Origin of the sequence: Pseudonocardia sp. D17, assembly GCF_036984265.1 — a bacterium.
Classification (GTDB): Bacteria; Actinomycetota; Actinomycetes; order Mycobacteriales; family Pseudonocardiaceae; genus Pseudonocardia; species Pseudonocardia benzenivorans.
Map to the genome: position 1 here is coordinate 75,791 of NZ_BPRG01000008.1, position 25,899 is coordinate 101,689.

The 25,899-nt window shown below is 72.9% G+C and carries 25 protein-coding genes; 21 read left to right on the forward strand and 4 right to left on the reverse strand.

Features of this window, described 5'->3' with window-relative positions; genetic code table 11:
* Positions 1-5: 5 nt before the first annotated feature.
* Both PSD17_RS01280 and PSD17_RS01285 read right to left on the reverse strand, forming a co-directional pair.
* Entirely contained in the window at positions 6-1,592 is a 1,587-nt protein-coding gene (locus tag PSD17_RS01280) for an FAD-dependent oxidoreductase (protein ID WP_339121019.1), read from the reverse strand.
* Positions 1,593-1,609: 17 nt separating this feature from the next.
* Positions 1,610-2,734, reverse strand: coding sequence for an ABC transporter substrate-binding protein (locus PSD17_RS01285; RefSeq protein WP_158511309.1), 1,125 nt, complete (start codon positions 2,732-2,734; stop codon positions 1,610-1,612).
* A 280-nt stretch (positions 2,735-3,014) separates the two neighbouring features.
* Between PSD17_RS01285 and PSD17_RS01290 the strand changes: the two genes are divergently transcribed.
* The 6 genes from PSD17_RS01290 to PSD17_RS01315 all read left to right on the forward strand — a co-directional run bounded on the left by PSD17_RS01290 (position 3,015) and on the right by PSD17_RS01315 (position 9,363).
* Complete coding sequence (locus tag PSD17_RS01290; RefSeq protein WP_103380630.1) at positions 3,015-3,926, forward strand: branched-chain amino acid ABC transporter permease; 912 nt, start codon at positions 3,015-3,017, stop codon at positions 3,924-3,926.
* A complete protein-coding gene (locus tag PSD17_RS01295) occupies positions 3,923-5,803 on the forward strand; it encodes a branched-chain amino acid ABC transporter ATP-binding protein/permease (RefSeq protein WP_339121020.1) in 1,881 nt (626 codons plus the stop codon). The genes PSD17_RS01290 and PSD17_RS01295 overlap by 4 nt, the downstream gene beginning before the upstream one ends.
* Positions 5,793-6,518: an ABC transporter ATP-binding protein gene (locus tag PSD17_RS01300; RefSeq protein WP_013674698.1), complete on the forward strand. Its 726-nt coding sequence runs from the start codon at positions 5,793-5,795 to the stop codon at positions 6,516-6,518. The genes PSD17_RS01295 and PSD17_RS01300 overlap by 11 nt, the downstream gene beginning before the upstream one ends.
* 82 nt (positions 6,519-6,600) lie before the next feature.
* On the forward strand, positions 6,601-7,782 hold the full coding sequence (locus PSD17_RS01305) for a thiolase family protein (protein WP_339121021.1): 1,182 nt from the start codon (positions 6,601-6,603) through the stop codon (positions 7,780-7,782).
* Positions 7,783-7,795: 13 nt separating this feature from the next.
* Positions 7,796-8,560, forward strand: a complete 765-nt coding sequence (locus PSD17_RS01310) for an SDR family NAD(P)-dependent oxidoreductase (protein ID WP_013674700.1) — start codon at positions 7,796-7,798, stop codon at positions 8,558-8,560.
* Positions 8,557-9,363 (forward strand): crotonase/enoyl-CoA hydratase family protein, encoded by an 807-nt coding sequence (locus PSD17_RS01315; RefSeq protein ID WP_339121022.1) that lies wholly within the window; start codon positions 8,557-8,559, stop codon positions 9,361-9,363. The genes PSD17_RS01310 and PSD17_RS01315 overlap by 4 nt, the downstream gene beginning before the upstream one ends.
* Positions 9,364-9,415: 52 nt before the next feature.
* Here PSD17_RS01315 and PSD17_RS01320 read toward each other — a convergent pair whose 3' ends face one another.
* Complete coding sequence (locus PSD17_RS01320) at positions 9,416-10,558, reverse strand: acyl-CoA dehydrogenase family protein (RefSeq protein ID WP_339121023.1); 1,143 nt, start codon at positions 10,556-10,558, stop codon at positions 9,416-9,418.
* Between the two features lie 115 nt (positions 10,559-10,673).
* Here PSD17_RS01320 and PSD17_RS01325 point away from each other — a divergent pair, with 115 nt between their 5' ends.
* From PSD17_RS01325 to PSD17_RS01375, 11 genes are all read left to right on the forward strand, one after another.
* A complete protein-coding gene (locus tag PSD17_RS01325; RefSeq protein ID WP_103380633.1) occupies positions 10,674-11,432 on the forward strand; it encodes a carboxymuconolactone decarboxylase family protein in 759 nt (252 codons plus the stop codon).
* Between the two features lie 264 nt (positions 11,433-11,696).
* A complete protein-coding gene (locus PSD17_RS01330; protein ID WP_041761117.1) occupies positions 11,697-12,422 on the forward strand; it encodes a FadR/GntR family transcriptional regulator in 726 nt (241 codons plus the stop codon).
* Positions 12,423-12,642: 220 nt separating this feature from the next.
* Positions 12,643-13,512, forward strand: coding sequence for a hypothetical protein (locus tag PSD17_RS01335; protein WP_013674705.1), 870 nt, complete (start codon positions 12,643-12,645; stop codon positions 13,510-13,512).
* A gap of 4 nt (positions 13,513-13,516) precedes the next feature.
* Entirely contained in the window at positions 13,517-13,930 is a 414-nt protein-coding gene (locus PSD17_RS01340; protein ID WP_234027831.1) for a Zn-ribbon domain-containing OB-fold protein, read from the forward strand.
* The gene (locus tag PSD17_RS01345; RefSeq protein ID WP_339121024.1) at positions 13,927-15,084 is read left to right on the forward strand and encodes a thiolase family protein; all 1,158 of its coding nucleotides are present in this window, start codon (positions 13,927-13,929) and stop codon (positions 15,082-15,084) included. Before PSD17_RS01340 ends, PSD17_RS01345 begins: the two co-directional genes overlap by 4 nt.
* A 17-nt stretch (positions 15,085-15,101) precedes the next feature.
* A complete protein-coding gene (locus PSD17_RS01350; RefSeq protein ID WP_013674708.1) occupies positions 15,102-16,244 on the forward strand; it encodes an amidohydrolase family protein in 1,143 nt (380 codons plus the stop codon).
* Positions 16,237-16,632, forward strand: coding sequence for a Rieske (2Fe-2S) protein (locus PSD17_RS01355; RefSeq protein ID WP_013674709.1), 396 nt, complete (start codon positions 16,237-16,239; stop codon positions 16,630-16,632). Before PSD17_RS01350 ends, PSD17_RS01355 begins: the two co-directional genes overlap by 8 nt.
* 15 nt (positions 16,633-16,647) lie before the next feature.
* Positions 16,648-18,198, forward strand: a complete 1,551-nt coding sequence (locus PSD17_RS01360; RefSeq protein ID WP_013674710.1) for a class I adenylate-forming enzyme family protein — start codon at positions 16,648-16,650, stop codon at positions 18,196-18,198.
* A complete protein-coding gene (locus PSD17_RS01365; RefSeq protein WP_339121025.1) occupies positions 18,198-18,947 on the forward strand; it encodes an SDR family NAD(P)-dependent oxidoreductase in 750 nt (249 codons plus the stop codon). Before PSD17_RS01360 ends, PSD17_RS01365 begins: the two co-directional genes overlap by 1 nt.
* Positions 18,944-19,723 (forward strand): amidohydrolase family protein, encoded by a 780-nt coding sequence (locus PSD17_RS01370; protein ID WP_013674712.1) that lies wholly within the window; start codon positions 18,944-18,946, stop codon positions 19,721-19,723. The genes PSD17_RS01365 and PSD17_RS01370 overlap by 4 nt, the downstream gene beginning before the upstream one ends.
* A 17-nt stretch (positions 19,724-19,740) precedes the next feature.
* Complete coding sequence (locus PSD17_RS01375) at positions 19,741-20,502, forward strand: SDR family NAD(P)-dependent oxidoreductase (RefSeq protein ID WP_013674713.1); 762 nt, start codon at positions 19,741-19,743, stop codon at positions 20,500-20,502.
* Here PSD17_RS01375 and PSD17_RS01380 read toward each other — a convergent pair.
* Positions 20,456-21,772, reverse strand: a complete 1,317-nt coding sequence (locus tag PSD17_RS01380) for an MFS transporter (RefSeq protein ID WP_339121026.1) — start codon at positions 21,770-21,772, stop codon at positions 20,456-20,458. The genes PSD17_RS01375 and PSD17_RS01380 overlap by 47 nt on opposite strands.
* Before the next feature lie 143 nt (positions 21,773-21,915).
* On the opposite strand from PSD17_RS01380, the gene PSD17_RS01385 reads away from it, so the two are divergent.
* The 4 genes from PSD17_RS01385 to PSD17_RS01400 all read left to right on the forward strand — a co-directional run bounded on the left by PSD17_RS01385 (position 21,916) and on the right by PSD17_RS01400 (position 25,839).
* Positions 21,916-23,157: a cytochrome P450 gene (locus PSD17_RS01385; RefSeq protein ID WP_013674715.1), complete on the forward strand. Its 1,242-nt coding sequence runs from the start codon at positions 21,916-21,918 to the stop codon at positions 23,155-23,157.
* 59 nt (positions 23,158-23,216) lie between these two features.
* The gene (locus PSD17_RS01390; protein WP_103381321.1) at positions 23,217-24,446 is read left to right on the forward strand and encodes a cytochrome P450; all 1,230 of its coding nucleotides are present in this window, start codon (positions 23,217-23,219) and stop codon (positions 24,444-24,446) included.
* Positions 24,447-24,463: 17 nt separating this feature from the next.
* Positions 24,464-25,258, forward strand: a complete 795-nt coding sequence (locus PSD17_RS01395) for an SDR family NAD(P)-dependent oxidoreductase (RefSeq protein ID WP_013674717.1) — start codon at positions 24,464-24,466, stop codon at positions 25,256-25,258.
* A 137-nt stretch (positions 25,259-25,395) separates the two neighbouring features.
* Complete coding sequence (locus tag PSD17_RS01400) at positions 25,396-25,839, forward strand: VOC family protein (protein WP_013674718.1); 444 nt, start codon at positions 25,396-25,398, stop codon at positions 25,837-25,839.
* Positions 25,840-25,899 lie beyond the last annotated feature (60 nt).

The window sequence follows — 25,899 nt, forward strand, 5'->3', positions numbered from 1 at the left end:
GCTACTCACAGCCGCTCGGCCACCAACAGCCCCAGCGTGATCGCGCGGCTGAGCGAGAAGCCGCTGTTGTAGGCGGTGCCCGACGACGTGAACGCCGCCGCGGCGCCCGCCGCGTGCAGGCCGGCGACGGGTGCGCCGTCGGCGGTGAGGACCTGGCCGTCGGGGTCGACGGCGATGCCGGTGAGCCCGATCCCGGTGCTGACCATCGTCAGCCGCATCCCGAAGAACGGCGGCTCGTCGACCGCGCCGAGGTTGGGGTGCGGCTGCTGCGTGGGATCGCCCTGGAAGCGCTGCCACGTCGTGTTGGTGCCGCGGCCGAACTCGAGGTCGTGGCCGCTCGCGACGTCGGCGCTGAACCGGGCGGCGGTGGCGGCGAGGGCCTCGCCGTCGATGCCCAGCACGGTGCCCAGCTCCCGCAGCGTCGGCGCCGACGACACCACCTCCGGCGGGTAGGTGCCGCCGGGTGGGGTGGGGCCGAGCCCGTAGCGCCGGTGGTGGCGGGAGTCCCAGATCATGAAGCAGGGCAGGTGCGGGCTGCCCGGCTGCAGCGTCTTCTTGACGATCTCCCAGTACACCGCGTCGTCGCAGAACCGCCGTCCCGACCGGTCGACGACGAACGTGTGCGGCAACGAGTGCTCCCGCGCGACCTGGAACCCGGGGTAGCCGTCGACCGGGTAGCCCACCTGGACCGGCACCCGGTTCGCCGGGATCTCGACGACGGCGCCGCCGGCCTGCCGGGCCAGCCGGATGCCGTCACCGGTCAGCGTGCGGGGCGCGACGCTGCCGCGGTCGGCGGGCTTGAGGCCGAGGAAGTCGTGGGCGAGCTCGTCGTCCCAGTCGTAGCCGCTGGTCGCGATGACGACGTCGCCGTCGAGGATGCGCCGCGCCCCGTCCGGGTTCTGCGCGACGACACCGGTGACGTGACCGTCGTCGACGCAGAGCTCCACCGCCGCGTGCTCGAGCAGGATGTCGACGCCGCGCTCGACGGCCGCGGCGAGGAACCCGGCGACGACGCCGGTGCCGAAGGTGAGGCGGTCCTCGCGGGACAGATCGTCGGCCTCGCGGGCGGCGCCGAACGCCGACGCCCGCAGGCCCGCGCCGAGGATCTCGGCGTAGGTGGTGCCCACCGGGAAGTGCGGCGAGACCCGCAGCCGCTCGCGCCACGGGCCCAGCCTGCGGGCGTCGTAGGCGGCGGTGAGGTAGCGGCCGGTGGGGCGCGACCCGGGCGCGTCCTGGTAGTAGTCGGGGTAGTCCGGGATGATCTCCCAGGTCACCGCGCCGGCGTCCTCGAAGTACCGCGCGGCCCGCGGGGCCTCGGTGAGCCAGCGGTGCAGGGCGGCGTCGTCGATCAGTTCCGGGTGCGAGGCGCCGACGGCCCTGACGTAGCGCTCGGCGTCGCCGAGGTCGTCCTGGATGCCTTGCGCCGCTTCGAGATGGTTGGCCGCGACCCACACCTGGCCGCCGGAGAAGGACGCCGCGCCACCCGCGAGGTCGCCCTTCTCCAGCACGGTCACCGCGACGCCGCGGTCGGCGGCGGCGACCGCCGTCGCGAGGCCGGCGAGGCCGGCCCCGACGACGACGGCACGGCGCATGCCGCGGTGACCTACCGTCACTGGCACGTGGGATCGCCCTCGGCGCGGAACACGCCCTGGGTGACCTTCGCCAGCACGATGCAGGTGCTCGCGGTGCGGTCCTGCGCGGTCAGCGTGATCGGCGGCATGATGCCGCCCACCTGCAGGTCCTTCGTCTGCTGCAGCGCGGCGAGGAACGAGTCACGGGTGAGGTCCTTGCCCGCCCGCTGCAGCGCGTCGACGATGATCTTACCGCCGACCCAGCTGTTGAGCGCGTACATGCTCTGCGACTTCCCGGGCTCGTACTTGTCCATCGCCGCGCGGAACTCGTTGGTGCCCGGCAGGTCGCTCTGCGGCGGGGCGTACGGGTTCACGGTGATGACGCCCTCGGCGAGCGGGCCGACGAGCTTGGCGAGGTCCGGGCTCGTGTTGCCCAGCGAGCTGTACCAGGTGGGCTTGTAGCCGACCTGGTCGGCCTCCTTGAGCGCCACCGAGATCTGGTTGACGTTGCCGATGAAGACGAGGTCGCTGACGCCGTCGGCCTGCAGCTTCTGCAGCTGCGGGGCGTAGGTCGTGGCGCTGCGCTCGAAGCTGACGTTGTCGGTCAGTACCGTCTTGCCCTTCTTGAAGCCCTCGGCGACCTCCGACGACGTGCCGTCGTTCTGGTAGAGGATGCCCCACTTCCCGGCCGCCAGTTCCGGCTGCCCGGCGGCGTAGTTCGACAGCAGCTCGAACTGCGACGACAGCGGCAGCATCGAGGCGAACGACCGGTCGTAGGTGGCCAGCTGCGTGCTCAGCGCCATCGGGAACAGCAGCGGCACGCCCGCGGCCTGCAGGGTCGGCATCCCGGCGAGGGTCGTCGCCGTGCCGTTGTTGCCCCAGATCCCCAGCACCGGCTGCTGCGTGGCGAAGTAGCGCGCCCCGGCGACGGCCTGCTTCGGGTCGTACTGGTCGTCCTGGACCGAGAGCGCGAGCTTGCGGCCGTTGATGCCGCCCGCCGCATTGACGGTCTGGATGAGCGCGTCCGCGCCGGCCTGGCCGTCGACTCCCAGTGCCGCGAACGGGCCCGTCATCGGCGTCACCATCCCCAGGGTGATGGTGTCGGCCGTGATGCCCGGCGCGTCGGCGCCGCCACCACCGCCCCCCGAGTCGGACGAGGCCACCGTGGCCCCGCCACACCCTGCGATCACGGTCGCTGCAACGGCCGCGACGGCCACACCCAGAACTCGACGTGCACGACGCATCGGTCGTCCCTCCCCGGCGGCGTCGCTGCCGCCTCAGGCCAGGAATCTATGTTAATAGTAGACGTAGACTAGGAGCGCCCGAGTGGCCTGCGCAAGATGCCGGGCCGGGCTTTCGTCGCGCCCAATCCATGTATATCGTTATCAGCCGAATCGGGCGGCGTGTCTCGTCGCCGGAGGACGGGAGGTCGACGATGACCCGATGCGTCAGCCCCGGGTGGGCTCGCCGGGGGTCGCGGTGAGCACGCTGCTGCAGGCGATCGTCAACGGGCTGATGACGGGCAGTGTCTACGCCCTGCTCGCCCTGTCGATCGCGCTGATCTTCAAGACGATGGACACGGTGAACTTCGCCACGGCGTCGATGGGCGCCTTCTGCGCCTTCCTGTTCTTCCAGGTCGGCACCGTGCTCGGGCTCGGCTGGGGTGCGGGCCTCGCCGTCGCCGCGGCGGGGGCGGTCGTGCTGGGCTGGGCCGTCGAGCGCGGCATCGTCCGGCCGCTGGGCTCGGGCGACCTCTTCCGGCTCGTGCTCGCGACGATGGGACTGGACATCGTCCTCAACAACGCGACGCAGATCTTCTTCGGCTCGGGTGTGCAGAACATCAACGCGCCGCTGCCCAGCGGCGGGCTGAACGTCGCCGGGGTCAACGTCGACCTCGCCCGGCTGGTCATCCTCGGTGTCGCGGTCGCCGGGGCGGTCGTCCTCGCGCTCGTGCTGCGCTACACCAACCTCGGGGTCGGCATGCGTGCCTATGCGCAGGACCCGCAGGCGGCGACGCTCATGGGCGTCCCCGCCAGGACCGTCTCGCGCTGGACGTGGATCATCTCCAGCCTGCTCGGGCTGATCGCCGCGATCATGGTCGCGTCGGTCTCGGTGCTGTCGGTCGGCTTCCTGCAGGGCACGTTCATCTCCGCGTTCACCGCGGCCGTCCTCGGCGGGCTGTCGAGCCTGCCGGGCGCCGTCGCGGGCGGGTTCGTGCTCGGGGTGCTGGAGGCGCTCTCGATCGCCTACGCCCCGCGGGCGGTCACGATCGCCCTGCCGGTGCTGATCATCCTGGTGGTGCTGATGATCCGGCCCGCCGGACTGTTCGGCCGACTGTCGGCGACCCGGGCATGAGCGCCCCCGACACGCGGCAGGAGGCGGCGACCCGGCCCGGTGGCCGCTCGCCGATCGCGTTGCTGCGCAGGCTGCCCGGCCGTGACGTGCTCGTCGCGCTGCTCGCGATCCTCGTCGTCCTCGCGCTGTCCGGCTCGCTCACCGGGTACCAGGCCTACGTCGTGACGGTCGTCGTGATCTTCACGATCATCGGCGCCAGCCACACCCTCCTGTTCGGTGCGGCGGGCCAGCCGTCGGTCGGGCACGCGGCCCTGCTCGGGGCCGGTGTCTACGCCGGGATCGCGGTGTCGCGGCACACGACGTTCGGGATGGAGGGCGAGTTCGTCGCGGCGATCGTGGTCGGCGCGCTGATCGGGGTCGTCATCGGCCTGCCGTCGCTGCGGATCGGCAGCCTCTACCTGGCGATCGCGACGCTGGCGCTCTGCATCGTCGCCCAGCAGATCTTCTTCGAGTGGACCGACCTCACCGGCGGCGGTGCGGGGACCCAGGTGAGCCCACCGAAGCTCTTCGGCGCCGTCTACACCCCGCTCGGACTGCTCTACATCGCGCTCGTGGTCATGGGCATCGCGCTGCTGTTCGCCCGCAACCTGTTGCGCGGCAGGCAGGGCCGGGCGTGGAACGCGGTGCGCACGAGCCCGCTCGCCGCGTCGAGCCTGGGCATCTCGCTGGGCTGGCAGAAGGTCGGCGCGTTCGGCGTCTCGGGGGCGATGGTCGGTTGCGCCGGCGTGCTCTACGCGCACGCGGTCAACTACGTCTCCCCGTCGGACTTCTCCCTCGAACTCTCGATCGTCACGCTGGTCATCGCGATCATCGGCGGCCAGCGCTACCTGTGGGGCGCCGCGCTCGGGGCGATCTTCGTCGAGGGCCTGCCGGAGATGCTGCGGACGGCGGGCGAGTTCCGCTACGTCATCTACGGCGCGGTCTTCGTCATCGTGATGATCTTCTTCCCCGAGGGTTTCGCCGGCGGGATCGCCGCGCTGTGGCGGCGGTTCGGCCCGCGCCGCTCGGCCCCGCCACCGGGCCCGGTCGAGCTGGAACCCACCGCGACGCTCGTCGAGGCCGAGCTCGCGAGGAGCGTCGCCGCCGAGCCGGCGCCGGCCGCCGCGGCGGAGCGCGGCGGCGTCGGGCTGACCGTCCGGGACGTGCGGGTCGAGTTCGGCGGGGTGACGGCCGTCGACGGCGTGACCCTCGACGTCGCGCCGGGCACGGTCGTCGGGCTGGTCGGGCCCAACGGAGCGGGCAAGACGACGCTGCTCAACGCGGTGTCCGGGTTCGTCCCGGTGACCGGCGGGGAGATCCGGGTGGGGGAGCACCTGCTCGCTCCGCGCCGTCCCGCGCAGCGGCGCGCACTCGGCGTCGGGCGGACCTTCCAGAACCTCAGCCTGCACGAGGGCATGACGGTGCTCGAGCACCTGCTGATCGGGCAGCACGCGGTCGCGGGCTACGGCCCGGTCGGGCAGCTGTTCCGGATGCCGGCGTACGTGCGCGGCGAGCGGCTGCTGCGGCAGAACGCGCTGGAGACCGCCGAGCTGCTGGGCCTCGCCGACCTCGTCGACGAGCGGGTGGAGAATCTCGCCTACGGCGTGCAGAAGCGCGTCGACGTGGCGCGGGCCGTCGTCGCCCGGCCGCGGCTGCTGCTGCTCGACGAGCCCGCCGCGGGCCTCACCCCCGACGAGGGCGACGACCTCGTCGGCCGGGTGCTGGTGCACAGCCGTCACGTCGGGGCCACCGTCGTGCTCGTCGAGCACAACATCGAGCTCGTCATGCGGGTGGCAGACCGGGTCGTCGCGCTGAACTTCGGCCGGGTCATCGCCGACGACGTACCCGACGTCGTGCGGCGCCAGGACGACTTCGTGGAGGCCTACCTTGGCGGCTGACGAGAGCGGCGGCCTGTCCCTGAGGGGCGTCACCGCGGGGTACGGGCGCTCGACAGTGCTGCACGGCATCGACATCGAGGTCCGCCCCGGTCAGAAGGTCGCGATCCTCGGCCCCAACGGCGCCGGCAAGACGACGGTGCTGCGCGCGGTGTCCGGCCTGGTCGGGGTGCGTTCCGGGACGATCACGCTCGGCGGCGCCGCGCTGACCGGGCGGCGGCCCGACGAGATCGTCAAGCGTGGTGTCGCCCATGTCCCGCAGGGCCGCCGCGTGTTCCCCGACTTCACCGTCGAGGAGAACCTGCGCGCCGCGGCCTACTCCCGCGGCGGGCGCGACGTCGACGACGACGTCGCCCGGGTGCTCGACGCCTTCCCGCGGCTGCGCGACCGCTTCGGGGTGCGCGCGGGGTTCCTCTCCGGTGGCGAGCAGCAGATGCTCGCGATCGGGCGGGCCGTCGTGCAGCGGCCGCGGATCGTGCTCATCGACGAGATGTCGCTCGGCCTGGCGCCCATCCTGATCAAGGAGCTGTACGGGCGGTTCGACCGGCTCTTCGCCGACGTGCCGGCGGTGATCGTCGAGCAGAACCCCAGCGTCGCGCTGGAGCACTGCTCCTACGTCTACGTGCTGAGCAACGGCGAGGTGAAGGCGTCGGGCCCGGCGTCGGAGTTCACCTCCCACGAACGACTGATGCAGGCCTACGCGGGCGCCGCGGACTGACGGCGCGGGGCGAGGCGGACGGGCGCACCCGCGCCGCGGCCGGGCCCCGCGACACACACCGAACCGACGAGAGGGGGAACGCATGGACGAGCCGTTCGTGATCGACGCCGTGCGCTCGCCGATGGGCAGGGGCAAACCCGGTGGCGCGCTGTCGGGCGTGCACGCCGTCGACCTGCTGGCGGCGACGGTCGCGGCACTGCTGGAGCGGACCGGGGCCGACCCGGGCCGGATCGACGACGTCGTCACCGGTTGTGTGAGCCAGGCCGGCGAGCAGTCCGGCAACGTCGGGCGCATGGCGTGGCTCGCGGCCGGGTTCCCCGAGCACGTGCCGTCGGTGACGGTGGAGCGCAAGTGCGGGTCGAGCCAGCAGGCCGTGCACTTCGCCGCGCAGGGGATCCTGGCGGGCGCCTACGACCTCGTCGTCGTCGCCGGGGTGGAGTCGATGAGCCGGGTGCCGATGGGATCCGCGCGGCTGGGCGCCGACCCGTACGGTCCCTCCGTGACCGCCCGCTACGCGCCGGGACTCGTCGCGCAGGGCGTGTCGGCCGAGCTGGTCGCCGCGCGCTGGAAGCTCTCCCGCGAGCAGCTCGACGACTACGCCGCCCGCTCGCACGCGCGGGCCGCCGCCGCGGCCGACTCCGGCGGGTTCGACCGCGAGATCGTGCCGATCCCGCTGCCCGACGGCGGCGCCGTCACCGCCGACGAGTCCATCCGCCGCGGCACCACGCCGGCGAAGCTGGCCACGCTGGCCCCCGCCTTCGCCGACGACGCCACGGCGGCGCGGTTCCCCGAGATCCGCTGGTCGATCACGGCGGGCAACTCCTCGCAGATCACCGACGGGGCCTCGGCGATGCTGCTGGCGAGCGGGCGCGCCGCGGCCGAGCTGGGGCTCACCCCGCGGGCCCGGTTCCGCGGCTTCGCCGTCTGCGGCGACGACCCCGTCGAGATGCTGACCGCGCCGATCCCCGCCACGCGGCGCCTGCTCGACCGCGCCGGGCTGACGATCGCCGACGTCGACCTGTACGAGGTCAACGAGGCGTTCGCGTCGGTTCCCCTGGCGTGGCAGGCGGCGTTCGACGCCGACCCCGACCGGCTCAACGTCCGCGGCGGTGCGATCGCGCTGGGCCATCCGCTCGGGGCGTCGGGCGCCCGGGTGGCGACGACGTTGCTCGGGGCGCTGGAGGCGCGCGGCGGCGGGCTGGGCCTGCAGACGATGTGCGAGGCGGGTGGCATGGCCAACGCGATGCTGCTCGAGACGGTCTGACCGGAGGAATCACGTGGACATCGCAGGCATCTCGGCGCTCGTCACGGGCGGCGCCTCCGGGCTGGGGCTGGCCACCGCGCGGCGGCTGGTGAAGGCGGGCGCGAGCGTCGTGCTGCTCGACCTGGAGTCCTCGGGGGGTGCCGCCGCCGCGGCGGAGCTCGGGGACCAGGCCCGTTTCGTCCCCGGTGACGTGCGGACCGAGGAGGGCGTGGCTCCCGCGCTCGACGCCGCCGAGGAGCTCGGGCCGTTGCGCGCCGTCGTGCACTGCGCGGGGCGCGGGCACGCGATGCGCGTCCTCCAGCGCGACGGCAGCCCCGGATCGCTCGCGGACTACTCCGCGATCATCGAGCTCAACCTGATCGGCTCGTTCAACGTGCTGCGACTCGCCGCCGCGCGGATCGCCACGACCGAGCCCGTCGACGGCGAGCGCGGCGCGATCGTGCTGACGGCGTCGGTCGCGGCGTGGGAGGGCCAGATCGGCCAGATCCCGTACGCGTCGTCGAAGGCGGGCATCGTCGGCATGACGATCGTCGCGGCCCGCGACCTCGCGTCCAAGCAGATCCGGGTGGCGACGATCGCGCCCGGCATCTTCGACACGCCGCTGCTCGGGCGCCTTCCCCAGGAGGTGCGCGACTCGCTCGGCAAGATGGTGCCGCACCCCAGCCGGCTCGGGGTCCCCGACGAGTTCGGCGCCCTCGCGACGCACATCCTGGAGAACCCGATGATCAACGGCGAGACCATCCGCCTCGACGGCGGCATCCGGATGGCGCCCAGATGACCGGCGTGCACCCGAACGGAGCCGCTCCCACGCCGACCGCGCCGGGGCTGCTCGTCGAGCGCGACGGGCCGGTGCTGGTGCTGACGATCGACCGGCCCCGGCGGCGCAACGCCGTCGACCTCGCGACGGCCCGGCTGATCAGCGCGGCGCTCGACGAGCTCGACTCCGACCCGGAGCTGCGGGTCGGCGTGCTGACCGGGTCGTCGGGCTTCTTCTCGGCGGGCATGGACCTCGCCGCGTACTCGGCCACGGGCGAGCGGCCCGTCGACGAGCGGCGCGGCGGGTTCGGGATCGTCGGCAGGCCGCCGGAGAAGCCGATCGTCGCCGCGGTCGAGGGCCCCGCGCTGGGCGGCGGGTTCGAGATCGCGCTCGCCTGCGACCTGGTCGTGGCGGGGGAGGGCGCGACGTTCGGGCTGCCCGAGGTCAAGCGCGGGCTCGTCGCCGCGGGCGGCGGGGTGCTGCGGCTGCCGCGGCTCGTGCCGCGCAACCTCGCGAACGAGGCCGTGCTGACCGGTCGCCCGTTGACCGCGGCCCGCTGCGCCGAGCTGGGCCTGGTCAGCCGTGTCGTCGCCGACGGCGGTGCGCTGGCGGCCGCCCGCGAGCTCGCCGCCGAGATCGCGGGGAACGCCCCGCTGGCGGTACGGGCGTCGAAGGCCGTGATGACGGAGTCGGCCCTGTGGCCGCACGACGAGCTGTTCACCCGCCAGGAGCCGCTGCTCGCAACGGTCCGGACGTCGGAGGACGCCAAGGAGGGAGCGCGCGCGTTCGTCGAGAAGCGGGCGCCGCGCTGGACCGGCCGCTGACCCCGTGGGCGGCGATGGTCGCCCCGGCGACCATCGCCGCCCACGAGGAGGGTCAGACCTCGTCGCAGAGCGTCTTCGCGATCCCGAGCTTGAGGACCTCCGACGCGCCCTCGTACACGCGCATCGGGCGGGCCTGCCGGTAGTAGCGCTCGATCGGGCTGTTCGCGATCAGCCCCCAGCGGCCCATGACCTGCACGCACCGGTCGACGACGCGGCTCGCCGCCTCGGTCGCGGCGACCTTGGCCATCGACGAGCGGTTGAGCGCGGCCGCCGCGTCGGACCGCGCCGCCGCGGCGGCCTGGTAGGTGAGCAGGCGCGCCATCTCGACGTCGTTCCACGAGTCCGCGAGCAGCTGCGCGACGGGCCCGTGCTTGAGCAGCGGGCGCCCGAACTGCTCGCGGGTGCGCGCGTGCCGGGCGGCCTCGGTGAGAGCGCCGGCGGCGAGCCCACACGCGGCCCCGGCGACCGACACACGGAACACCGCGAGGGTGGACAGGACCAGCCGCATCGCCTTGCCGGGGGCACCGAGCCTGGCCTCCGGCGGGAGCGCGACGTCGTCGAACGTGACCTCGCCCAGCACGTGCGGGGCGATCAGCTCGGGACTCGGGGCGACCGAGACGCCGGGGGCGTCGGCCGGGACGAGCACCAGCGACAGCCCCGCGTCCTCGGTGACGAGCGTGACGTAGAAGTCGGCGGCGCCGGCGTTGGAGATGAACGACTTGGCGCCGCGCAGCAGGAGCCCACCGTCCTTCTCCACGACGGTCGTCGCGACGTTCTTGAGGTCGGACCCGGCCTGCTCCTCGGTCAGCGCGAGCGCGGCGAGCACCTCCAGCGACGCGACCCGCGGCAGCCACTGCGCACGCTGCTCGTCGGTGCCGCCCACGGTGATCGCGTAGCTGCCGATGCCCTGCAGCGCGAACATCGAGTCCAGGTGCGACGAGGCGCGCATGAACACCTCGCGGACCAGGCAGACGGCCAGCGGATCGACGCTCTCGGCGCGGCCGCCGTATGCGGCGGGGACCATGAGCGCGGACAGCCCGCTGGCCCGCAACGCCTCGCGGATGCCGGGATGGATCTCGCTCATCGCGTCGGCCTCGGCGGCGATGTCGGCTACCGACGCGGCGACCGCGCGTGCCTCCTCCTGCAGCGCGCGCTCCGCCGGGCCGAGGCCGAACCACATCTCGGGGGAGTCCATGAATACTATGATACTTTATTGCAGAGCTGTTCGACAGCGGCCCCGGTCCGATGGTCGCCCGGGGCGCCGATGTCGGCAGCGTCGACGGATCATGACTCGACGGGGAGCTGGTCACATGGCGGACACGGTCACGACGTCGGGCGGTCGGCGGACCGCCGAGCTGATCCCGGAGCCGGCATGGCTCCCGCGGCTGGAGGTGTCGACGCCGAAGTTCGTCGAGGGCCTCGCCCGCGTCGCCGACGTGATCACCACCGACGGCGAGCTGCCCGCCGGACTGAAGTACGTCTTCGCCGCCGCGATCTGCGCGGTCAAGCGCGACGCCCCGCTCGTCGACCACTTCCTCGCCGCCGCGGCCAAGGCCGGTGTCGCGCGCGAGCACGTCGAGGGCGCGTCCGTCGGGTTGCTGATCTCGCGCGGTGTCGTCCCGCACGGGCTGTTCGTCGCCGCGACCGACGCGGCCTACGGGCCGGCCGACGGGGCGCCCGCGGACGCCGGCGCCACCGACGGCTTCACCGCCGACGTGCCCGGTGCCTACGCCTACTTCGAACGCTACTTCGGCTTCGTGCCCGACTACGTCGAGCTGCTCGGCGACCGCGTCGGGGCGGGGCTGGAGGGCTACTTCCTGATGCGCGAGTCGTCGCTGGGAGAGACCCCGCTGCCGCCGCGCGACATGGAGCTGCTGCTCTGCGCGGTCAACGCCGCCGAGTACCAGCCGCGCTTCGTCGCCATCCACGCCCGCGGCGCCCGGCGCGCGGGAGCCACCGAGGAACAGCTCGTCGAGGCGACGCTCGTCGCGATGCCGCTCGCGGGCGTCGCGAGCTGGCTCCCGGCGGCGCAGGGGGTCATCGACTCGCGCGACGTGCTCGACGGCTGAGGTGCGCGCCGCCGTCGTCGACGACCTGCGGGATACGTGGTCACCCGACGGCGCCGGGTGGGTGCGCGGCCGGGGACCGAGTGGCCGGCGAGGTGCCAGGTAGCGTCTGCCGGACCGCCCGGGGCCACAAGGTCGGTGCGGGTGTTTTGCTGAGTATGATCGTCACGAAATCGCCGGTGGTCAGCTGCCGGCCCGGTGTTCGCCGTAGGGGGTCGCATGTCCGTCGCGCGCAGGGACGTGACGCCGCGTTCGGTGCCGTCCGGCATGCCTCCCAAGCGGGCCACCGTGATCGCGCAGCGCATCGTCAAGGAGATCAAGGACCGCAACCTGCAGCCGGGCAGCCACCTGCCGCCCGAGCGGGAGATGCTCGAGACCTACAACGTCGGTCGCAACACGCTGCGCGAGGCGCTGCGGGTGCTGGAGCTGCAGGGCGTGCTGACCATCCGGCCGGGTCCCGGCGGCGGGCCCGTCATCACCTCGCCGGACTCGCGGCACCTGGCCAGCACGCTCGCGCTGCTCATGCAGTTCGCCGACACCCCGTTCCGGGCGGTGATCGAGACCCGTCAGCTGCTCGAGCCGCTGACCGCGCGGCTGTGCGCCGAGCGCGGCGACGCGGGCCTGCTCGCCGACCTGCGGGCCTCGGTCGACCGGATGGGCTCGAGCCTCGACGACCGCGACGCGTTCCTCGACGAGAACCGCCGCTTCCACGACCTCGTGGCGTGGGGCTCGGAGAACCCGCTGTTCGGCTACTGCATCAACTCGCTGCACTGGATCACCGACGGCACGGTCCTCGGCGTCGACTACCCGCGCCGGTTCCGCAAGCTCGTCTGGCAGGCCCACGACGAGGTCTGCGTCGGCATCGAGTCCGGCGAGGGCGAGAAGGCCGAGCTCGCCATGCGCAAGCACATGGACGACACGCTCGCCTACTTCGAGCGCCACTACCAGCGGCAGATGGACGAGGTCCTCAGCTGGGAGATGTACGGGACCTGAGCCGTCCCCCGAGACCGGCCGCACGGCGCCGCCACCCGCCTCCCGGGTCGCGGCGCCGTCTCGTCACGGGCCCGGCCGCGGGTGTGGCCCTGGTCTCCCCGTCCGGCGGCCGACGCTCTCTGGCGATGCGCCGCATTGCCGGATAGGATCGTGCCACCTGTTAATCATATCCAGAGATTCGTACCGTCACCCGGTACCGACGACGACGTCAGGATCGCGCATGGATGGCAAGACGCTGCTGGAGCGGGAGCAGGACCACCCGCAGGAGATCGTGGTCGAACGCGATGGCAGGCGCATCTGCACGATGGACTCCGCCCGCTACGTCGATGCCCGCAACACGGGGAAGGACGTCGTCGTCCCGGCGTCCTACGTCGGCGTCCTGCCCGCGCGGATGATGGCGATCCACCGCCCGCGCGGCGTGATCGGGCACGACGCGTGCGTCGGCAAGGACGGGGCCGGGATCGCGGGGCTCTGGTACCTGGAGGCGCTCGGCATCGCCGCCGCCACCGCCGACGGGCTGACCGCCGAGATGGGCAACGGCGAGGACCTGTACCGCAACGGCGTCGTCAAGCACGTCAACTACGTGGCCGAGACCTGTGGCGTCAAGCCCGGCATGCCCGTGTCCGAGGCCGCCGAGATCCTGCTGCTCAACGACCCGACCGACGTCGAGGTCGGCAACAAGGTCCGCCGCGAGATCGCCGAGACCCACCCCAGCGGGCGGCGCGTCGTCGTCACCGACTCGATCGTGTGGGCCTACCCCGAGGACGAGAACACCAGCGTCCTCGTCACCGCCGGGCACACCGGGCGCAGCGGCGCCAAATTCCTCCTCGAGGCCAAGCCGTGGGGCTTCATCTGCCACGACGGGGGCATGAGCAAGAACCGCTCCGGCATCTCCGGGCTCGTCACCGCCGACGAGGCGGGGCTGGCCGGGGCCTGTATCGACGGCACCACGGCCCCGATCGGCGACGCGTTCCTCGGCTACTCCCAGGGGCTGATCAGCGCGCACAACGAGGCCGCCGCGGCGCGGGGCGTCGCGGTCGGGATGACGGTCAAGGAGGCCGCGCACCGGCTGCTCGTCGGCGGGGAGTGAGGGTGTGGGTGTCGACGCCGCGCTGACCGGTCCGGCCGCCGGGCTGACCGACGCCTTCTGGGCGGCGGCCGGCCGTCGTGAGCTGGTCCGCCCGGTCTGCCGCGACTGCGGGCGCAGCTTCTTCACCCCGCAGATCGCCTGCCCCGGCTGCCTGTCGGAGAACTGGGCCTACGAGCCCAGCACCGGCCGCGGCCGCGTCTACAGCGCGACGGTCGTCCACAAGCCGCCGAGCCCGGGGTTCGTGGTGCCGTTCCGGCTGGGGATCGTCGACCTCGACGAGGGCTGGAGCATGCTCGCCGAGCTGGTCGGCGGTCCGGATGGCAGGCTGCCCGCGATCGACGCCCCGGTCCGCGTCACCTGGACCGAGCGCGACGGCCGGGTCCTGCCCGCGTTCACCGAGGACGGGGTCACGTCATGAGGCTCGACGAGATCGCGATCGTCGGGGTCGGGGTCACCTCGCAGCTCAAGCGGTCCGACCGCAACTCGCTGCAGGTCGCCCTCGACGCGGCCAAGCTCGCGCTGGCCGACGCCGGGCTGGCCCACACCGATGTCGACGGCATCGCCGCGCGCTGGCCCGGCCCCGGCGGAACGGTCCTCGCGCCCGGCTCGGCCGACTGGTCGACACTGCTCGGCATCCCGCTCGGCTGGATCGGCGACTCCTATCCGCAGGGCATCCCCGCGCTGGTCGACGCCGCCGGCGCGATCCTGACCGGCCAGGCGACGACGGTGCTGATCACGGGCGGGCAGGCGGGGGTGCTGGGCGGGGGCCGCGTCGCCGCGTACACCCAGCCCGGCAACGAGTTCGTCGAGCCGTTCGGGGCGTTCACCGCGGCGCACTTCGCGCTGGTGGCGCAGCGTCACCTCGCGCGGTATCCGCATGCGCGGCAGGGGATGGCCGAGATCGCGGCCACGATCCGCACCGTCGGATCGGCCAACCCCGACGCCGTCATGGCCGGGCGGGGCCCCTACACCGCCCAGGACGTCCTCGACGCGCCGCCCGTCGTCGACCCGTTCACGTTGCTCGACCTGTGCCTGGCGTCCGAGGGCGGTGCCGCCGTCGTGGTGACGACGCTGGAACGGGCCCGCGACCTGCCGCACCCGCCGGTCGTGCTACTCGGCGCGGGCATGGAGTGGATGCGCCAGCAGTACGTCGACCCCGCCCGCTACGAGCAGGTCTGGGACATCGGGGCGGTCGCGGCGCGCAAGGCGTTCGCGCAGGCGGGCATCGGGCCGTCGGACGTCGACACCGCGCAGCTCTACGACGTCAACTCCCTCGAGGTGGCCCGGCAGTTCGAGGCGCTGGGGTTCTGCGGCCCCGGCGAGGGCACCGACTTCGCCCTCGCCACCGGGATCGGCCTCGACGGCAAGCTCCCCACCTGCACCGACGGGGGGCTGCTCGCGTTCAGCCACATCGGTTGGGGCGCACCGACGCTCAAGCTCGCCGAGGCCGTGCGCCAGCTGCGCGGACAGTGCGGCGACCGGCAGGTGGCGGGGGCCGAGGTCGCGATCGCCGCGGGCGCCGGGTCCGGCGCCCAGTACTACAACCTCGCGCTGCTCGGCCGGGCGCGGTAGGTCGAGAGGAGAAGATCATGACGACCATCGAGGCACCGCGGGACGCGGAACGCAGCGACCCGAAGAAGACCGGGATCATCGACTCCGACGTGCACCCCAACTTCGTCAACGGCATCCGGGATCTCACGCCGTACATGACGGAGACGTGGCGCAACCGCCTCGGCGTGAGCGGCGACGACTGGGCGAAGGGCATGGCCGCGGCCCAGTTCACCCTCCCGTTGGACTACCTCTACATCAACGCGGCCGGCGCCTACCGCGAGGACGCGGCCCGCCCGGGCATGCCGCCCGCGACCGACCCCGACTTCACCGCGCGCCACCTGCTCGACCAGCACGGCATCTACCGCGCCGTGCTGCTCGCCGGGCAGTGCCTCGGCATCGGCGCGATGCCCGACGGGATGGTCGCGGCGACGATCGCGTCCGCCTACAACGAGTGGATGTGCGAGCGCTGGCTGCAGAACGACGTCCGCTGGCGCGGCGCGCTCGTCATCGCCCCGCAGGACCCGGAGGCGGCGGTCGCCGAGATCGACCGGGTGGCACGGCGCGACGGGATCGTCGCCGTCTTCATGCCGCTCGGCGAGATCCTGATGGGGGAGAAGCACTACTGGCCCATCTACGAGGCCTGCTCCCGCCACGAGCTGCCCCTGATCGTGCACCCGTCGGGCTGCGAGAACGTCTTCGCCAAGGCCCCGAAGATGGCCGGCACCCCGACGTTCTACCTGGAGTGGCACACCGCGCTCGGCCAGATCCACCAGTCGAACACGCTCTCGATGATCTGCCACGGCGTGTTCGAGAAGTTCCCGAAGCTGAAGTACATCATCGCCGAGGGCGGCTTCCTCTGGGCGCTCGAGGTCATGTGGAAGCTCGACCGTGACTGGAAGGGGCTGCGCAACGAGGTCCCGTGGCTGGTCAAGCCCCCGTCGGAGTACCTGCTCGAGCACATCCGCTTCACGACGCAGCCGTTCATCGAGCCGCACGACCCGAAGCACATCGCGCCGCTGATGGAGATGCTGCACGCCGACCGGACGCTGATGTTCAGCTCCGACTACCCGCACTGGGACTTCGACAACCCGGACCGCTCGCTGCAGGCCGTCTCCAAGGAGCTGCGGCACAAGATCCTCGTCGAGACCCCGCGCGCCGTCTACGGAGACCGCCTTGACTGAGACCCTTCCGGACGCGAACCCCGGGACGAACCGTGGCACCCGCGTCGTCGTCGAGAAGCTGGCGGACTTCGCCTGGGGCGAGCGGCGGGTCGTGACCGTCGACGGCCGGTCGATCGGGGTGATCAACGTCGGCGGCACGTTCTACGCCCTGCGCAACAGCTGTCCGCACCACGGCGCGCCCCTGTGCGAGGGTGTGGTCAAGGGGACGATGGACGACACCCCTGCGCACGAGTACTCCTACGTGCGGCACAACGAGTTCATCGTCTGCCCGTGGCACGGGTACGAGTTCACCCTGGCCACCGGCCGCTCGATCGTCGAACCCGAGAAGCTGCGCGTGCGCACCTACGAGGTCGCGGTCGAGGACGGCGACGTCGTCGTCTACGTCTGAACCGGGGGAACGCAGATGGACATCGGCGTCGCCGTCGCCGCCCACGCCCGCAAGACCCCGGACGCCGACGCGGCGTTCGAGGGCGACCGCACCCTCAGCTACCGCGAGCTCGACGAGCGCACCAACCGGCTGGCCAACCTCCTGACGGGGCGCTACGGCGTCGCGCCCGGCGACCGGGTCGCGGTGCTGCTGCGCAACAGGCTGGAGGTCGCCGAGGCGATCGTCGGCGTCACCAAGGCGGGCGCGGTCTACTGCGGGCTCAACTTCCGGATGAGCCTGGAGGAGTACCGGTCGATCCTGGCCAACGCGGGTGCCCGGGTGCTCGTGACCGAGGGCCCGTTCCGGGACATGGCGGCCACGCTCGCCGACGAGTTCGGACTTGCCGTCGTCGATGTCGACGACCCCTCCGAGGCCGGCTGGGGCGGCCTCGCGTCGGCCTCGGCGGCGGCTCCGCCCACGCTGCACGCGCGGGCACCGTCCGACGAGTTCTGCATCGTCTACACCAGCGGGACGACCGGCGCCCCGAAGGGGATCCTGTTCGACGCGCAGGCCGTCGCGACGCACGCGATGGTCGCCGGGCTGGAGTACGGGATGTCGCGGCACAGCCGCTGGCTCACGACCATCCCGCACAACTCCAGCGTGCAGATCACGTTGGCGCCCACGTTCTTCCTGGGTGGCGCGGTCGGCTTCCTCGACGGCCGCGGCTTCGACCCGCACCAGTTCGCCGCCGAGGCCACGACACAGGCCGCGACGCACACCTACCTCGTCCCGACGCAGCTCTACCGGGTGCTGGAGGCCGGGCTCGGTCACGACGACGTCGCCACGCTGACGTCGATCGGCTACGGCGCCGCCCCGATCGCGCACGACCGCGTCGGCGAGCTCGTCGGCCGGTTCGGGCCGGTGTTCAGCCAGCTCTACGGCATGGCCGAGATCGCCTCGATCGCGACGATGCTCACCCAGGACGACCACCGGCTGATCGCCTCGGGCCGCAGCGAGCTGATGGCGTCGGCGGGCCGGGCGTCGTTCCTGGCCGACGTGCGCGTCGTCGACGCCGACGGCAGGGACTGCCCGCCCGGCGAGCGCGGCGAGGTCCGCTTCCACACCCCGTACACGATGCGCGGCTACCACCGGAACCCGGAGAAGACGGCGGAGACGCTGGTCGACGGCTGGGTCCGGTCCGGCGACGTGGGCATGTTCGACGACGAGGGCTACCTCTACATCGTCGACCGGATGAAGGACCTCATCATCCGGGGCGGCTACAACATCACCCCGTCGGAGATCGAGCACGTCCTCTACTCGCACCCGGCGGTCATCGAGGCAGCCGTCGTCGGGGTGCCGGACACGGAGTGGGGTGAGGCGGTGCTGGCCGCGGTCGCCCTCCGGGAAGGATCGGGCGTCGACGAGGCCGAGCTCCGGGCACACTGCAAGGCGGCCGGGCTGCCGAGCATCAAGATCCCGGAACGGGTGCTCACGATGGACTCGCTGCCGAAGAACGCGGTCGGCAAGATCGCCAAGCGGGCGGTCGCCGAGATCGCCACGACGTCGTCGAAGCCCGGAGGGAACTGATGGATCTCGGTCTCGACGGCCGGGTCGCGGTCGTCACCGGCGCGAGCCGCGGGCTCGGGAAGGCGGCGGTGGAGGCGCTGGTGGCGGAGGGCGCGTCGGTGCTCGCCGCCGCCCGGTCCACCGCCGACCTCGAAAAGCTGCAGGCCACCGACCCCGAGCACATCGCGATCGCCACCGTCGACATGCGTGACGCCGACGCCGTCGCCGCGCTCGCCGACCTGGCCGTCGACCGCTTCGGGCGCCTCGACGTCGTCGTCAACAACGCCGGCATCGCGCCCGCGGGGAAGTTCTCCGCGCAGCCGCAGGCGGAGTGGGAGGAGGTCTTCGCGGTCAACGTGCACGCGCCCGCGGTCCTCGCCCGCGCCGCCGGGAAGCACTTCCTCGCCCAGCGCTCGGGCAAGGTCATCAACGTGGCGAGCACGTCGGGGATCAACGGGAAGCCGATCCTCGTGTCGTACTCGGCCTCGAAGGGCGCGCTGGTGCAGTTCACGAAGGCACTCGGCGCGGAGTGGGCCCCCTTCGGCATCCAGGTCAACGCCATCGCCCCCGGCGCGTTCACGACGGACGCGCAGGCGGCGGTGACGGGTGACCCCACGATGCTGGAACGTCGGCTGCGCAAGATCCCGGCCGGGCGGATGGCCGACCCCGCCGAGTTCGGGCCGCTCGTCTGCTACCTGGCGTCGCCGCTGTCGGACTTCGTCAACGGGTCCGTCCTGGTCATCGACGGGGGAGAGGTCACGAAGCTGTGATCATCGACGGACATACCCACGTCTATCCGGATGCGGTGGCCCGCAAGGCGATCGCGGGTTCCCCGGCCGACCTGAAGCGCTTCGGCGACGGCACCGTCTCGTCGTTGACCGAGGTCATGGCGGCGTCGGGCGTCGACCGCTCCGTCTGCCTGGGCATCGCCAACACCCCCGACCGCGTCGACAACGCCAACCGCTTCGCCGGCTCGCTGGACCCCTCCCGGTTCATCGGGTTCGGCTCGGTGCACCCGGGCCTGTCCCCGGAGCAGAACGTCGCGAGCCTGCGCGCCCACGGGCTGCGCGGGGCCAAGGTGCACCCGATGTTCCAGCAGCTCACGCTCGACGACCCGCGGCTGCTCGCCACGCTCGACGCGATGTCGGGCGAGTTCGCCGTGATCGTGCACGTCGGCGGCGCGGGGGAGGACCCGGGCGACCGGTGCAGCCCCGCGATGCTGGCCGAGCTGGTCCGGCAGTTCCCGCGGCTCGACCTCATCGCCTGCCACTTCGGCGGCTACAAGCGGTTCGAGGAGGCCGCGGAGATCGTCATCGGGCTGCCGGTGCACCTCGACACCTCGTGGCCGCCGAGCCTCGCGACCCTCGACCCCCGCCGCGTGCGGGAGATCATCGAGAAGCACGGACCCGAACGGATCTGCTTCGCCTCCGACTGGCCCATGGCCGACCCGGGCGCCGAGATCGCGACCATCCGCGACCTCGGGTTCTCCGACGACGACACCGCGGCGATCCTCGGCGGGAACCTCGCGCGGCTGCTCGGGCTCTGACCGTGGGCGAGCGGCGGGTGGCACTCGTGACCGGCAGCGCGCGCGGGATCGGCCGGGCGATCACCGAACGTCTCGCCGACGACCACGACTGCGTCGTGCACGGCCGTCGTGACGCCCGCGCCGCCGCGGAGGTGGCCCGCGCGGTCGAGGCGCGCGGCGCGCGGGCGCTCGTCGTCACCGCCGACCTCGCCGATCCCGCCCAGGTCACGGCTCTGGCCGATGCCGTGCTCGACCGGTACGGCCGCGTCGACACCCTCGTCGCCAACGCCGCGGCCACCGCGTTCCGGCCGCTCGTCGAGGTCACCGGGCGGCACAGCCGGCTCACGTTCGCGACGGTCGTCGACTCGCTGGTGGAGCTCGTGCACCGGCTCGCGCCCGCGATGGGCGAGGGCGGGCGGCTGCTGACGATCAGCGGTCTCGACGCCCGGTTCGCGCAGTCGGGGCACGGTCTGCTCGGCGGGGCCAAGGCCGCGTCGGAAGCGCTGACCCGGTCGTGGGCCGTCGAACTGGGGCCGCGCGGGGTCACCGCCAACGCGATCGTCCCGGGCCCGGTGCTGACCGACTCGTTGGAGACCTACCTCGACGGCCGCGAGGACGTCCGCACGCTGCTCGTCGACCACACGCCGGTGGGGCGGCTGTGCACGCCGTCCGACATCGCCGAGGTGGCCGCGTTCCTCGTGTCCCCCGCGGCCGCGATGATCTCCGGGCAGGTGATCACCGTCGACGGCGGGATCAGTGCGCAGGGCGGGCCGTGGGGGGCGATGCGGGACCTGTGGTGACGGGCCCGTCGGGCGCCGTCGGACGCCGACCCACGCCCCGGCACCACAGGAAGCACGCCGCGGCCGCCGTCGTCAGGACCGCGCCCGAGACCCAGGCGACCGGATAGCCGCCGGTGACGTCGACGAGCAGACCGAACAGCGGCGCCGCGAACAGCGCTCCGAGGTAGAAGCCCGCCATCGCCGCGCCCGACCCGCGGCCGACCGCGTGCGGGGCCGCCGCGACGACGGAGGCGTGCATGAGCGACACCGCGCCCAGCTGCGCCCCGGTCGCGACGACGAGGGCGACGGCCGCGGCGGCCAGGCCCCACCCGGTGGCGAGGACGACCTCGGCGACGGCGAGCGTCGCGCACAGGGCCGCGGCCAGCGGGAGCCGGCGCGTCGTGCCGAGCCGGTCGGCCAGCCGCGCGGCGCCGATCATCGGGGCGAGCGCGACCAGCGAGGCGACGGCCGTCAGTACCCCGGCGACCGGCAGGGTCGCCCCCGCGCCCTCGTGCAGGAACGGGACGGCCCACGAGTAGATCGCCTGCGAGCCCCCGATGAGCAGCGTCGCGGCGAGCGTGAACCGCCAGAACCCGGACGGGAGCCTGCCCCCGCTGTCTGCACGAACGTCCCGTTCGTGCAGCGGGGTTGCGCCAATGTGCCGTTCGTGCAGGTCGGCGGGGGAGGGGGGCGGGTCATCCGCGGTTGTGGTGTCGAGCGCCGGGGTGATGCGGCCGCGCGCGTCGGGCAGCACCGCGGCGGCGAGGACGCCGACCGCCACGACGACCGGGACCGACCACAGCAGGACCGGCTGCCAGCCGTAGGCGGCACCGAGCCCGGGCACGACGAACGAGGTCACCGCCACCGCCCCGGGCACGCCCGCCGTCTTCACCGCGAGTCCGACCGCATGCCGCGCCACGGGCAGCGCGGCCGTGACCGAGACGTTCGTGCCCACGTTGGCCAGCGCGTAGCCGACGCCGGACACCAGGGCGCAGCCGACGAGCGCGGGATAGCCGGGGGAGAGCAGCGGCGCGCACAGGGCGACGACGAGCAGCACGGTGGAGAGCACGACGGTCCAGCGGGCGCCGATGCGCTCGGTGACCCGGCCCGCGAGCAGGCAGCCGATGCCGGTGAGCCCGAACATCAGCCCGACGAGCAGCCCGATCCGGGTCCGCGAGAGTCCGAGGTCGTCCTGCAGGACCGGCCCGAGGAAGCCGAACAGGAACGCCGGAGCGGTCCCCAGCCCGACGGCGACGGTGCTGACGGCCACGATCGCCCGCGAGGACCCCATCCGGCGTCCCCTCCTCGCGTCGGACTGCAATCAAGGGTCATGGTATGCATCGAAGGGGCCCTTGAGAAGGGGTGCCAGATGCTGTTGACTATGACCCTGGATTCACCACCCGCTGGATCGACGACGACCCCGGGAGACACCTCATGCGCGAGTGGACGCCACCGCCGCACATCGCGACGATGACCCAGATCTCGGACTTCCGTGAGATCGACGAGATCTTGCGCTCCAAGGACTTCCGACAGGGCTCGCACACCGAGAGCCGCCCGCTGTTCGCGGACTCGCTGCTCCTGCTCGACGGGCCCGACCACCGCGAGCGGCGCCGGCTGGAGAACCCGCTGTTCGACCGGACCGCGCTCATGTCCTACGACCACGAGGCTCTCAACCCCGTCGTCGAGCAGATGGTGCGCGACTGCCTCGCCGAGGCGGGCGAGGACGGCACCGTCACCGTCGACCTGGTCCCGCTCGTGCGCGCGATGCTGCACCGCATCGCCGCGGCCACGACCGGGATCGACGGCGTCGACACCCCGGAGGCCACCGAGCGGTTCCGCCGGTTCCTCGAGGACCTGGGCGCCGCCGCGACGGTCGAGTGGTCGACGAAGGACCACGACGAGGTGCTCGCGTACGGGCTGGCCCGCCGCGCCGAGTTCGTCGAGGAGTTCTTCGGCCCCTCGCAGGAGCGGCGCAAGCGGATCGTCGAGGAGTTCCGGGCGGGCCGGATCGCCCGCGAGGACGTGCCCGTCGACCTGCTGACGCTGCTGCACCTGCACTGGGACGACTCGTGGGACGAGGAGTTCCCGCTGCGGGAGGCGACGCTCTTCCTCGTCGCCGCCACCCAGACGACGACGCACACCCTCCCGCACGTGATCGTGCACATGGAGGAGTGGCTGCGCGACCATCCCGAGGACGCCGACAAGCGCAGCGATCCGGACTTCCTGCGGCTCATGGTCAACGAGTCGCTGCGCCTGCACCAGCCCGCGCCGACGCTGCTGCGCTACGCCACGGCCGCCGTCACGCTCGCGACCGGCCGGGAGATCGCCGAGGGGGAGCGCGTCGCCCTGCTGTTCACGCCGGCCAACCGGGACCCGGGGGTGTTCGGCGAGGACGCGGGGAGCTTCAACCCCTACCGCGGGGCGCCGGAGCTGTCCGGGGTGCGCCCGTGGGGGCTCACGTTCGGCGGCGGAGCGCACGTCTGCGTCGGCCGGCCGCTGGTCACGGGCCTGGCCAAGCGCGACGGGCAGGCGCCCACCGAGGGCACGATGATGCGGATCCTGCGTGCCCTCTACGCCGCCGACGTGCGGCTGGACCCGGCGAACCCGCCCGTCGCGGCCGCGTCGAGCAGCCACGACATGTACGACAGCATGCCCGTGATCCTGACACGGCGTTAGATTTATAGCTACTATCGCTCCGGGCCGACGCCGACGTCGGACCCGGTCCGGGAGGCTTCATGACCGCGACGGCGCCGACGGCGCTCGCCGAGCTGGAGGCGTTCGCCGCCGGGGCGAGCACGCCCGACCCCTACCCGATCTACGCCCGGCTGCGCGCCGAGTCGCCCGTCGTGTGGAGCGCGCCGCTGCAGGCCTGGCTCGTCACCGGCTGGGCCGAGGTCACCCGCGCGTTCAAGGACGCCGCGACGTTCGGCCCGCTCTCGTCCGGGGCCGGCAGCAGTGCGATCTACGGCCGGACGATCCTGCACATGAGCGGCGACGAGCACCGTCGCAAGGCCGCCATCGTCGCCCGGCGGATCCGCAACCGCCGCGAGCTGCGCGGCACCCTGCGCGAGCGGATCAGCGCGCTCGTCTCCGCGCTGGGGGACGAGCTGCCCGCGGCCCCGGGTGTCGCCGACATCCGCGCCGGGCTCACGACCCCGTTGCCGCTCACCGTGATCGCCGAGCTGACGACGATGCACGAGGCCGTCAACTTCCCGCAGTGGTATCACGACCTCGCGGGCGCGAGCGTCTCCAACGTCTCGCGTGACCCTGCGGTGCACGCCCGCGGCGTGGCCGCCCGCGAGGAGATCGACGCCTGGCTCGACCCGGCGATCGCCCGCAAGCGCGCCGACCCCGGCGACGACCTGCTGTCGGACCTGTGCACCGTCGAGTACGAGGGCCAGCGGCTCTCCGACACCGAGATCAAGTCCAACACCGCGTTCTTCCTCGCCGCGGGTATCGAGACCACCGACCGCGCACTGGTCAACCTCCTCGGTGGGCTCGTCCGCCATCCCGAGCAGTGGGAGCGGCTGCGCGCCGCCCCCGACCTGGTGCCGTCGGCCGTCGCCGAGGTCCTGCGCTGGAAGGCGCCGGTGCAGGGCTCGGTACGCCAGGCCCTCGTCGACGCGTCGCTGGGCGGGGCCTCGATCGCCGCCGGGGAGAAGCTGATCCTGCTGCTCGGCGCGGCCAACCGTGACCCCGCCGTCTTCCCCGACCCGGACACGTTCGACGTCGGGCGCTTCGCCGACAACGCCGATCCGCAGTTCACGCCCGTCGGGCCGTTGCGCGCCTTCGGCGGCGGCGAGCACACGTGCTCGGGATCGCTGCTGGCGAAGCTGGAGATGGAGCTGGCCATGGAGCACCTGCTGGACCGCTACCGGCGGCTGTCGTTCGCGGGCGAACCACCGGTCGACGCGGGCTTCATGCTGCGGTCGGCGCCCGACCTGCACCTGCTTCTGCACCCCTGACCGTCGAGGAGGACACCGTGACCCGCTTGTCGGGCAAGAGGGCCGTGATCACCGGGGCCGGCTCCGGCATCGGGCGGGGGACCGCGCTGCGGTTCGCCGCGGAGGGCGCGTCGGTCGTGTGCGTCGACCGTGACCTCGCCGGGGCCCAGGAGACAGTCACGATGATCACCGAGAAGGGCGGCACCGCGCTCGCGCACGCCGCCGACGTCGCCGTCGAGGCCGACGCGGAGGCGATGGTCGCGGCCTGCGTCGACGCCTACGGCGGGCTCGACGTGCTGTACGCCAACGCCGGCATCCCGGGCGTCGGCACCGGCGCGGACACGACGCTGGAGGCCTGGCAGCGCGTCATCGACGTCAACCTCACCGGGGTCTTCCTGTCCGACAAGTACGCGCTGCGCAGGCTGCTGGCCCAGGGGACCGGCGGGTCGATCGTGAACCAGGCCAGCGTCGGCGGGCTCGTCGGCGTCGCCGGGATCGCGCCCTACGCCGCGGCGAAGGCAGGCGTGATCGGGCTGACCCGCCAGCTCGCCGTCGAGTACGGTCCGCAGCAGATCCGGGTCAACGCCCTGTGTCCGGGGACGGTCCCGACGCCGCTGGTCAGGGCCACCTACGAGGCGCGCGGCGGGTTCGGCACCGACACGGGCGAGTCCGTCGACGAGACGCTGGAGATGCAGCGCACGCTCCGGTTCCCGTTGGGACGCCTCGGTACCGAGGAGGACGTCGCGATGGCGGCGGTCTACCTCGGCAGCGACGAGTCGACATGGATCACCGGCCAGGTCTGGGCCGTCGACGGCGGGCAGACGGCGGCATGAGCGGCACCCCGGTGAGCGCCGATGGTCGCCATGGCGACGATTCCCGCTCACGACCTGGGGACGGGTCCGCCGCCGGATCGACAGGCGGCACCGCCGCCGGGTCGAGAGGCGGCCCCGCAGCCGACGGCATCGTCCGGATGCACCACGTCGGGATCCAGGTCGCCGACCTCGACCGGTCACTGGCCTTCTACGAGGGCATCCTCGGGTTCGAGGTGATCACCCGGCAGGTCCGCGGCGAGGCCTACGCGGGCGAGATCGTCGGGTACCCCGGCGTCGAGCTGCACCTCGCGCACCTGCGGCCGCCGAACTCGTCGGTCGTCGTGGAGCTGACCGAGTACCGCGGCGTCGAGCGGACACCGGTCGACACCTCGACGGCCAACCCCGGCACCGCCCACACCTGCTACGTCGTCGACGACGTCGAGGCCGTGCACGCCGCGCTGCTCGCCGCGGGCGTGCGGCCGGTGTCGCGCACCATCGTCGCGCCCGACGCGGGGATCGCCAAGGGCGGCAAGGTCGTCTACGTCCAGGACCCCGACGGCGTGCGCGTCGAGCTGCTGCAGCCACCACCATCGCAGACCTAGACGAGTAAGTCCTAACGGCGTGCCGGGCCCGGGACGTGACAGGAGGGTGTTGAAGATCAG

Coding starts and splice junctions, on each gene's coding strand:
- PSD17_RS01295 (WP_339121020.1), top strand. CDS start 3,923: ATGAGCGCCCCCGACACGCGGCAGGAGGCGGCGACCCGGCCCGGTGGC.
- PSD17_RS01365 (WP_339121025.1), top strand. CDS start 18,198: ATGGATCTCGGTCTCGACGGCCGGGTCGCGGTCGTCACCGGCGCGAGC.
- PSD17_RS01320 (WP_339121023.1), bottom strand. CDS start 10,558: ATGGACTCCCCCGAGATGTGGTTCGGCCTCGGCCCGGCGGAGCGCGCG.
- PSD17_RS01330 (WP_041761117.1), top strand. CDS start 11,697: ATGCCTCCCAAGCGGGCCACCGTGATCGCGCAGCGCATCGTCAAGGAG.
- PSD17_RS01335 (WP_013674705.1), top strand. CDS start 12,643: ATGGATGGCAAGACGCTGCTGGAGCGGGAGCAGGACCACCCGCAGGAG.
- PSD17_RS01350 (WP_013674708.1), top strand. CDS start 15,102: ATGACGACCATCGAGGCACCGCGGGACGCGGAACGCAGCGACCCGAAG.
- PSD17_RS01290 (WP_103380630.1), top strand. CDS start 3,015: ATGCGTCAGCCCCGGGTGGGCTCGCCGGGGGTCGCGGTGAGCACGCTG.
- PSD17_RS01385 (WP_013674715.1), top strand. CDS start 21,916: ATGCGCGAGTGGACGCCACCGCCGCACATCGCGACGATGACCCAGATC.
- PSD17_RS01315 (WP_339121022.1), top strand. CDS start 8,557: ATGACCGGCGTGCACCCGAACGGAGCCGCTCCCACGCCGACCGCGCCG.
- PSD17_RS01390 (WP_103381321.1), top strand. CDS start 23,217: ATGACCGCGACGGCGCCGACGGCGCTCGCCGAGCTGGAGGCGTTCGCC.
- PSD17_RS01400 (WP_013674718.1), top strand. CDS start 25,396: ATGCACCACGTCGGGATCCAGGTCGCCGACCTCGACCGGTCACTGGCC.
- PSD17_RS01380 (WP_339121026.1), bottom strand. CDS start 21,772: ATGGGGTCCTCGCGGGCGATCGTGGCCGTCAGCACCGTCGCCGTCGGG.
- PSD17_RS01345 (WP_339121024.1), top strand. CDS start 13,927: ATGAGGCTCGACGAGATCGCGATCGTCGGGGTCGGGGTCACCTCGCAG.
- PSD17_RS01325 (WP_103380633.1), top strand. CDS start 10,674: ATGGCGGACACGGTCACGACGTCGGGCGGTCGGCGGACCGCCGAGCTG.
- PSD17_RS01305 (WP_339121021.1), top strand. CDS start 6,601: ATGGACGAGCCGTTCGTGATCGACGCCGTGCGCTCGCCGATGGGCAGG.
- PSD17_RS01360 (WP_013674710.1), top strand. CDS start 16,648: ATGGACATCGGCGTCGCCGTCGCCGCCCACGCCCGCAAGACCCCGGAC.
- PSD17_RS01280 (WP_339121019.1), bottom strand. CDS start 1,592: ATGCGCCGTGCCGTCGTCGTCGGGGCCGGCCTCGCCGGCCTCGCGACG.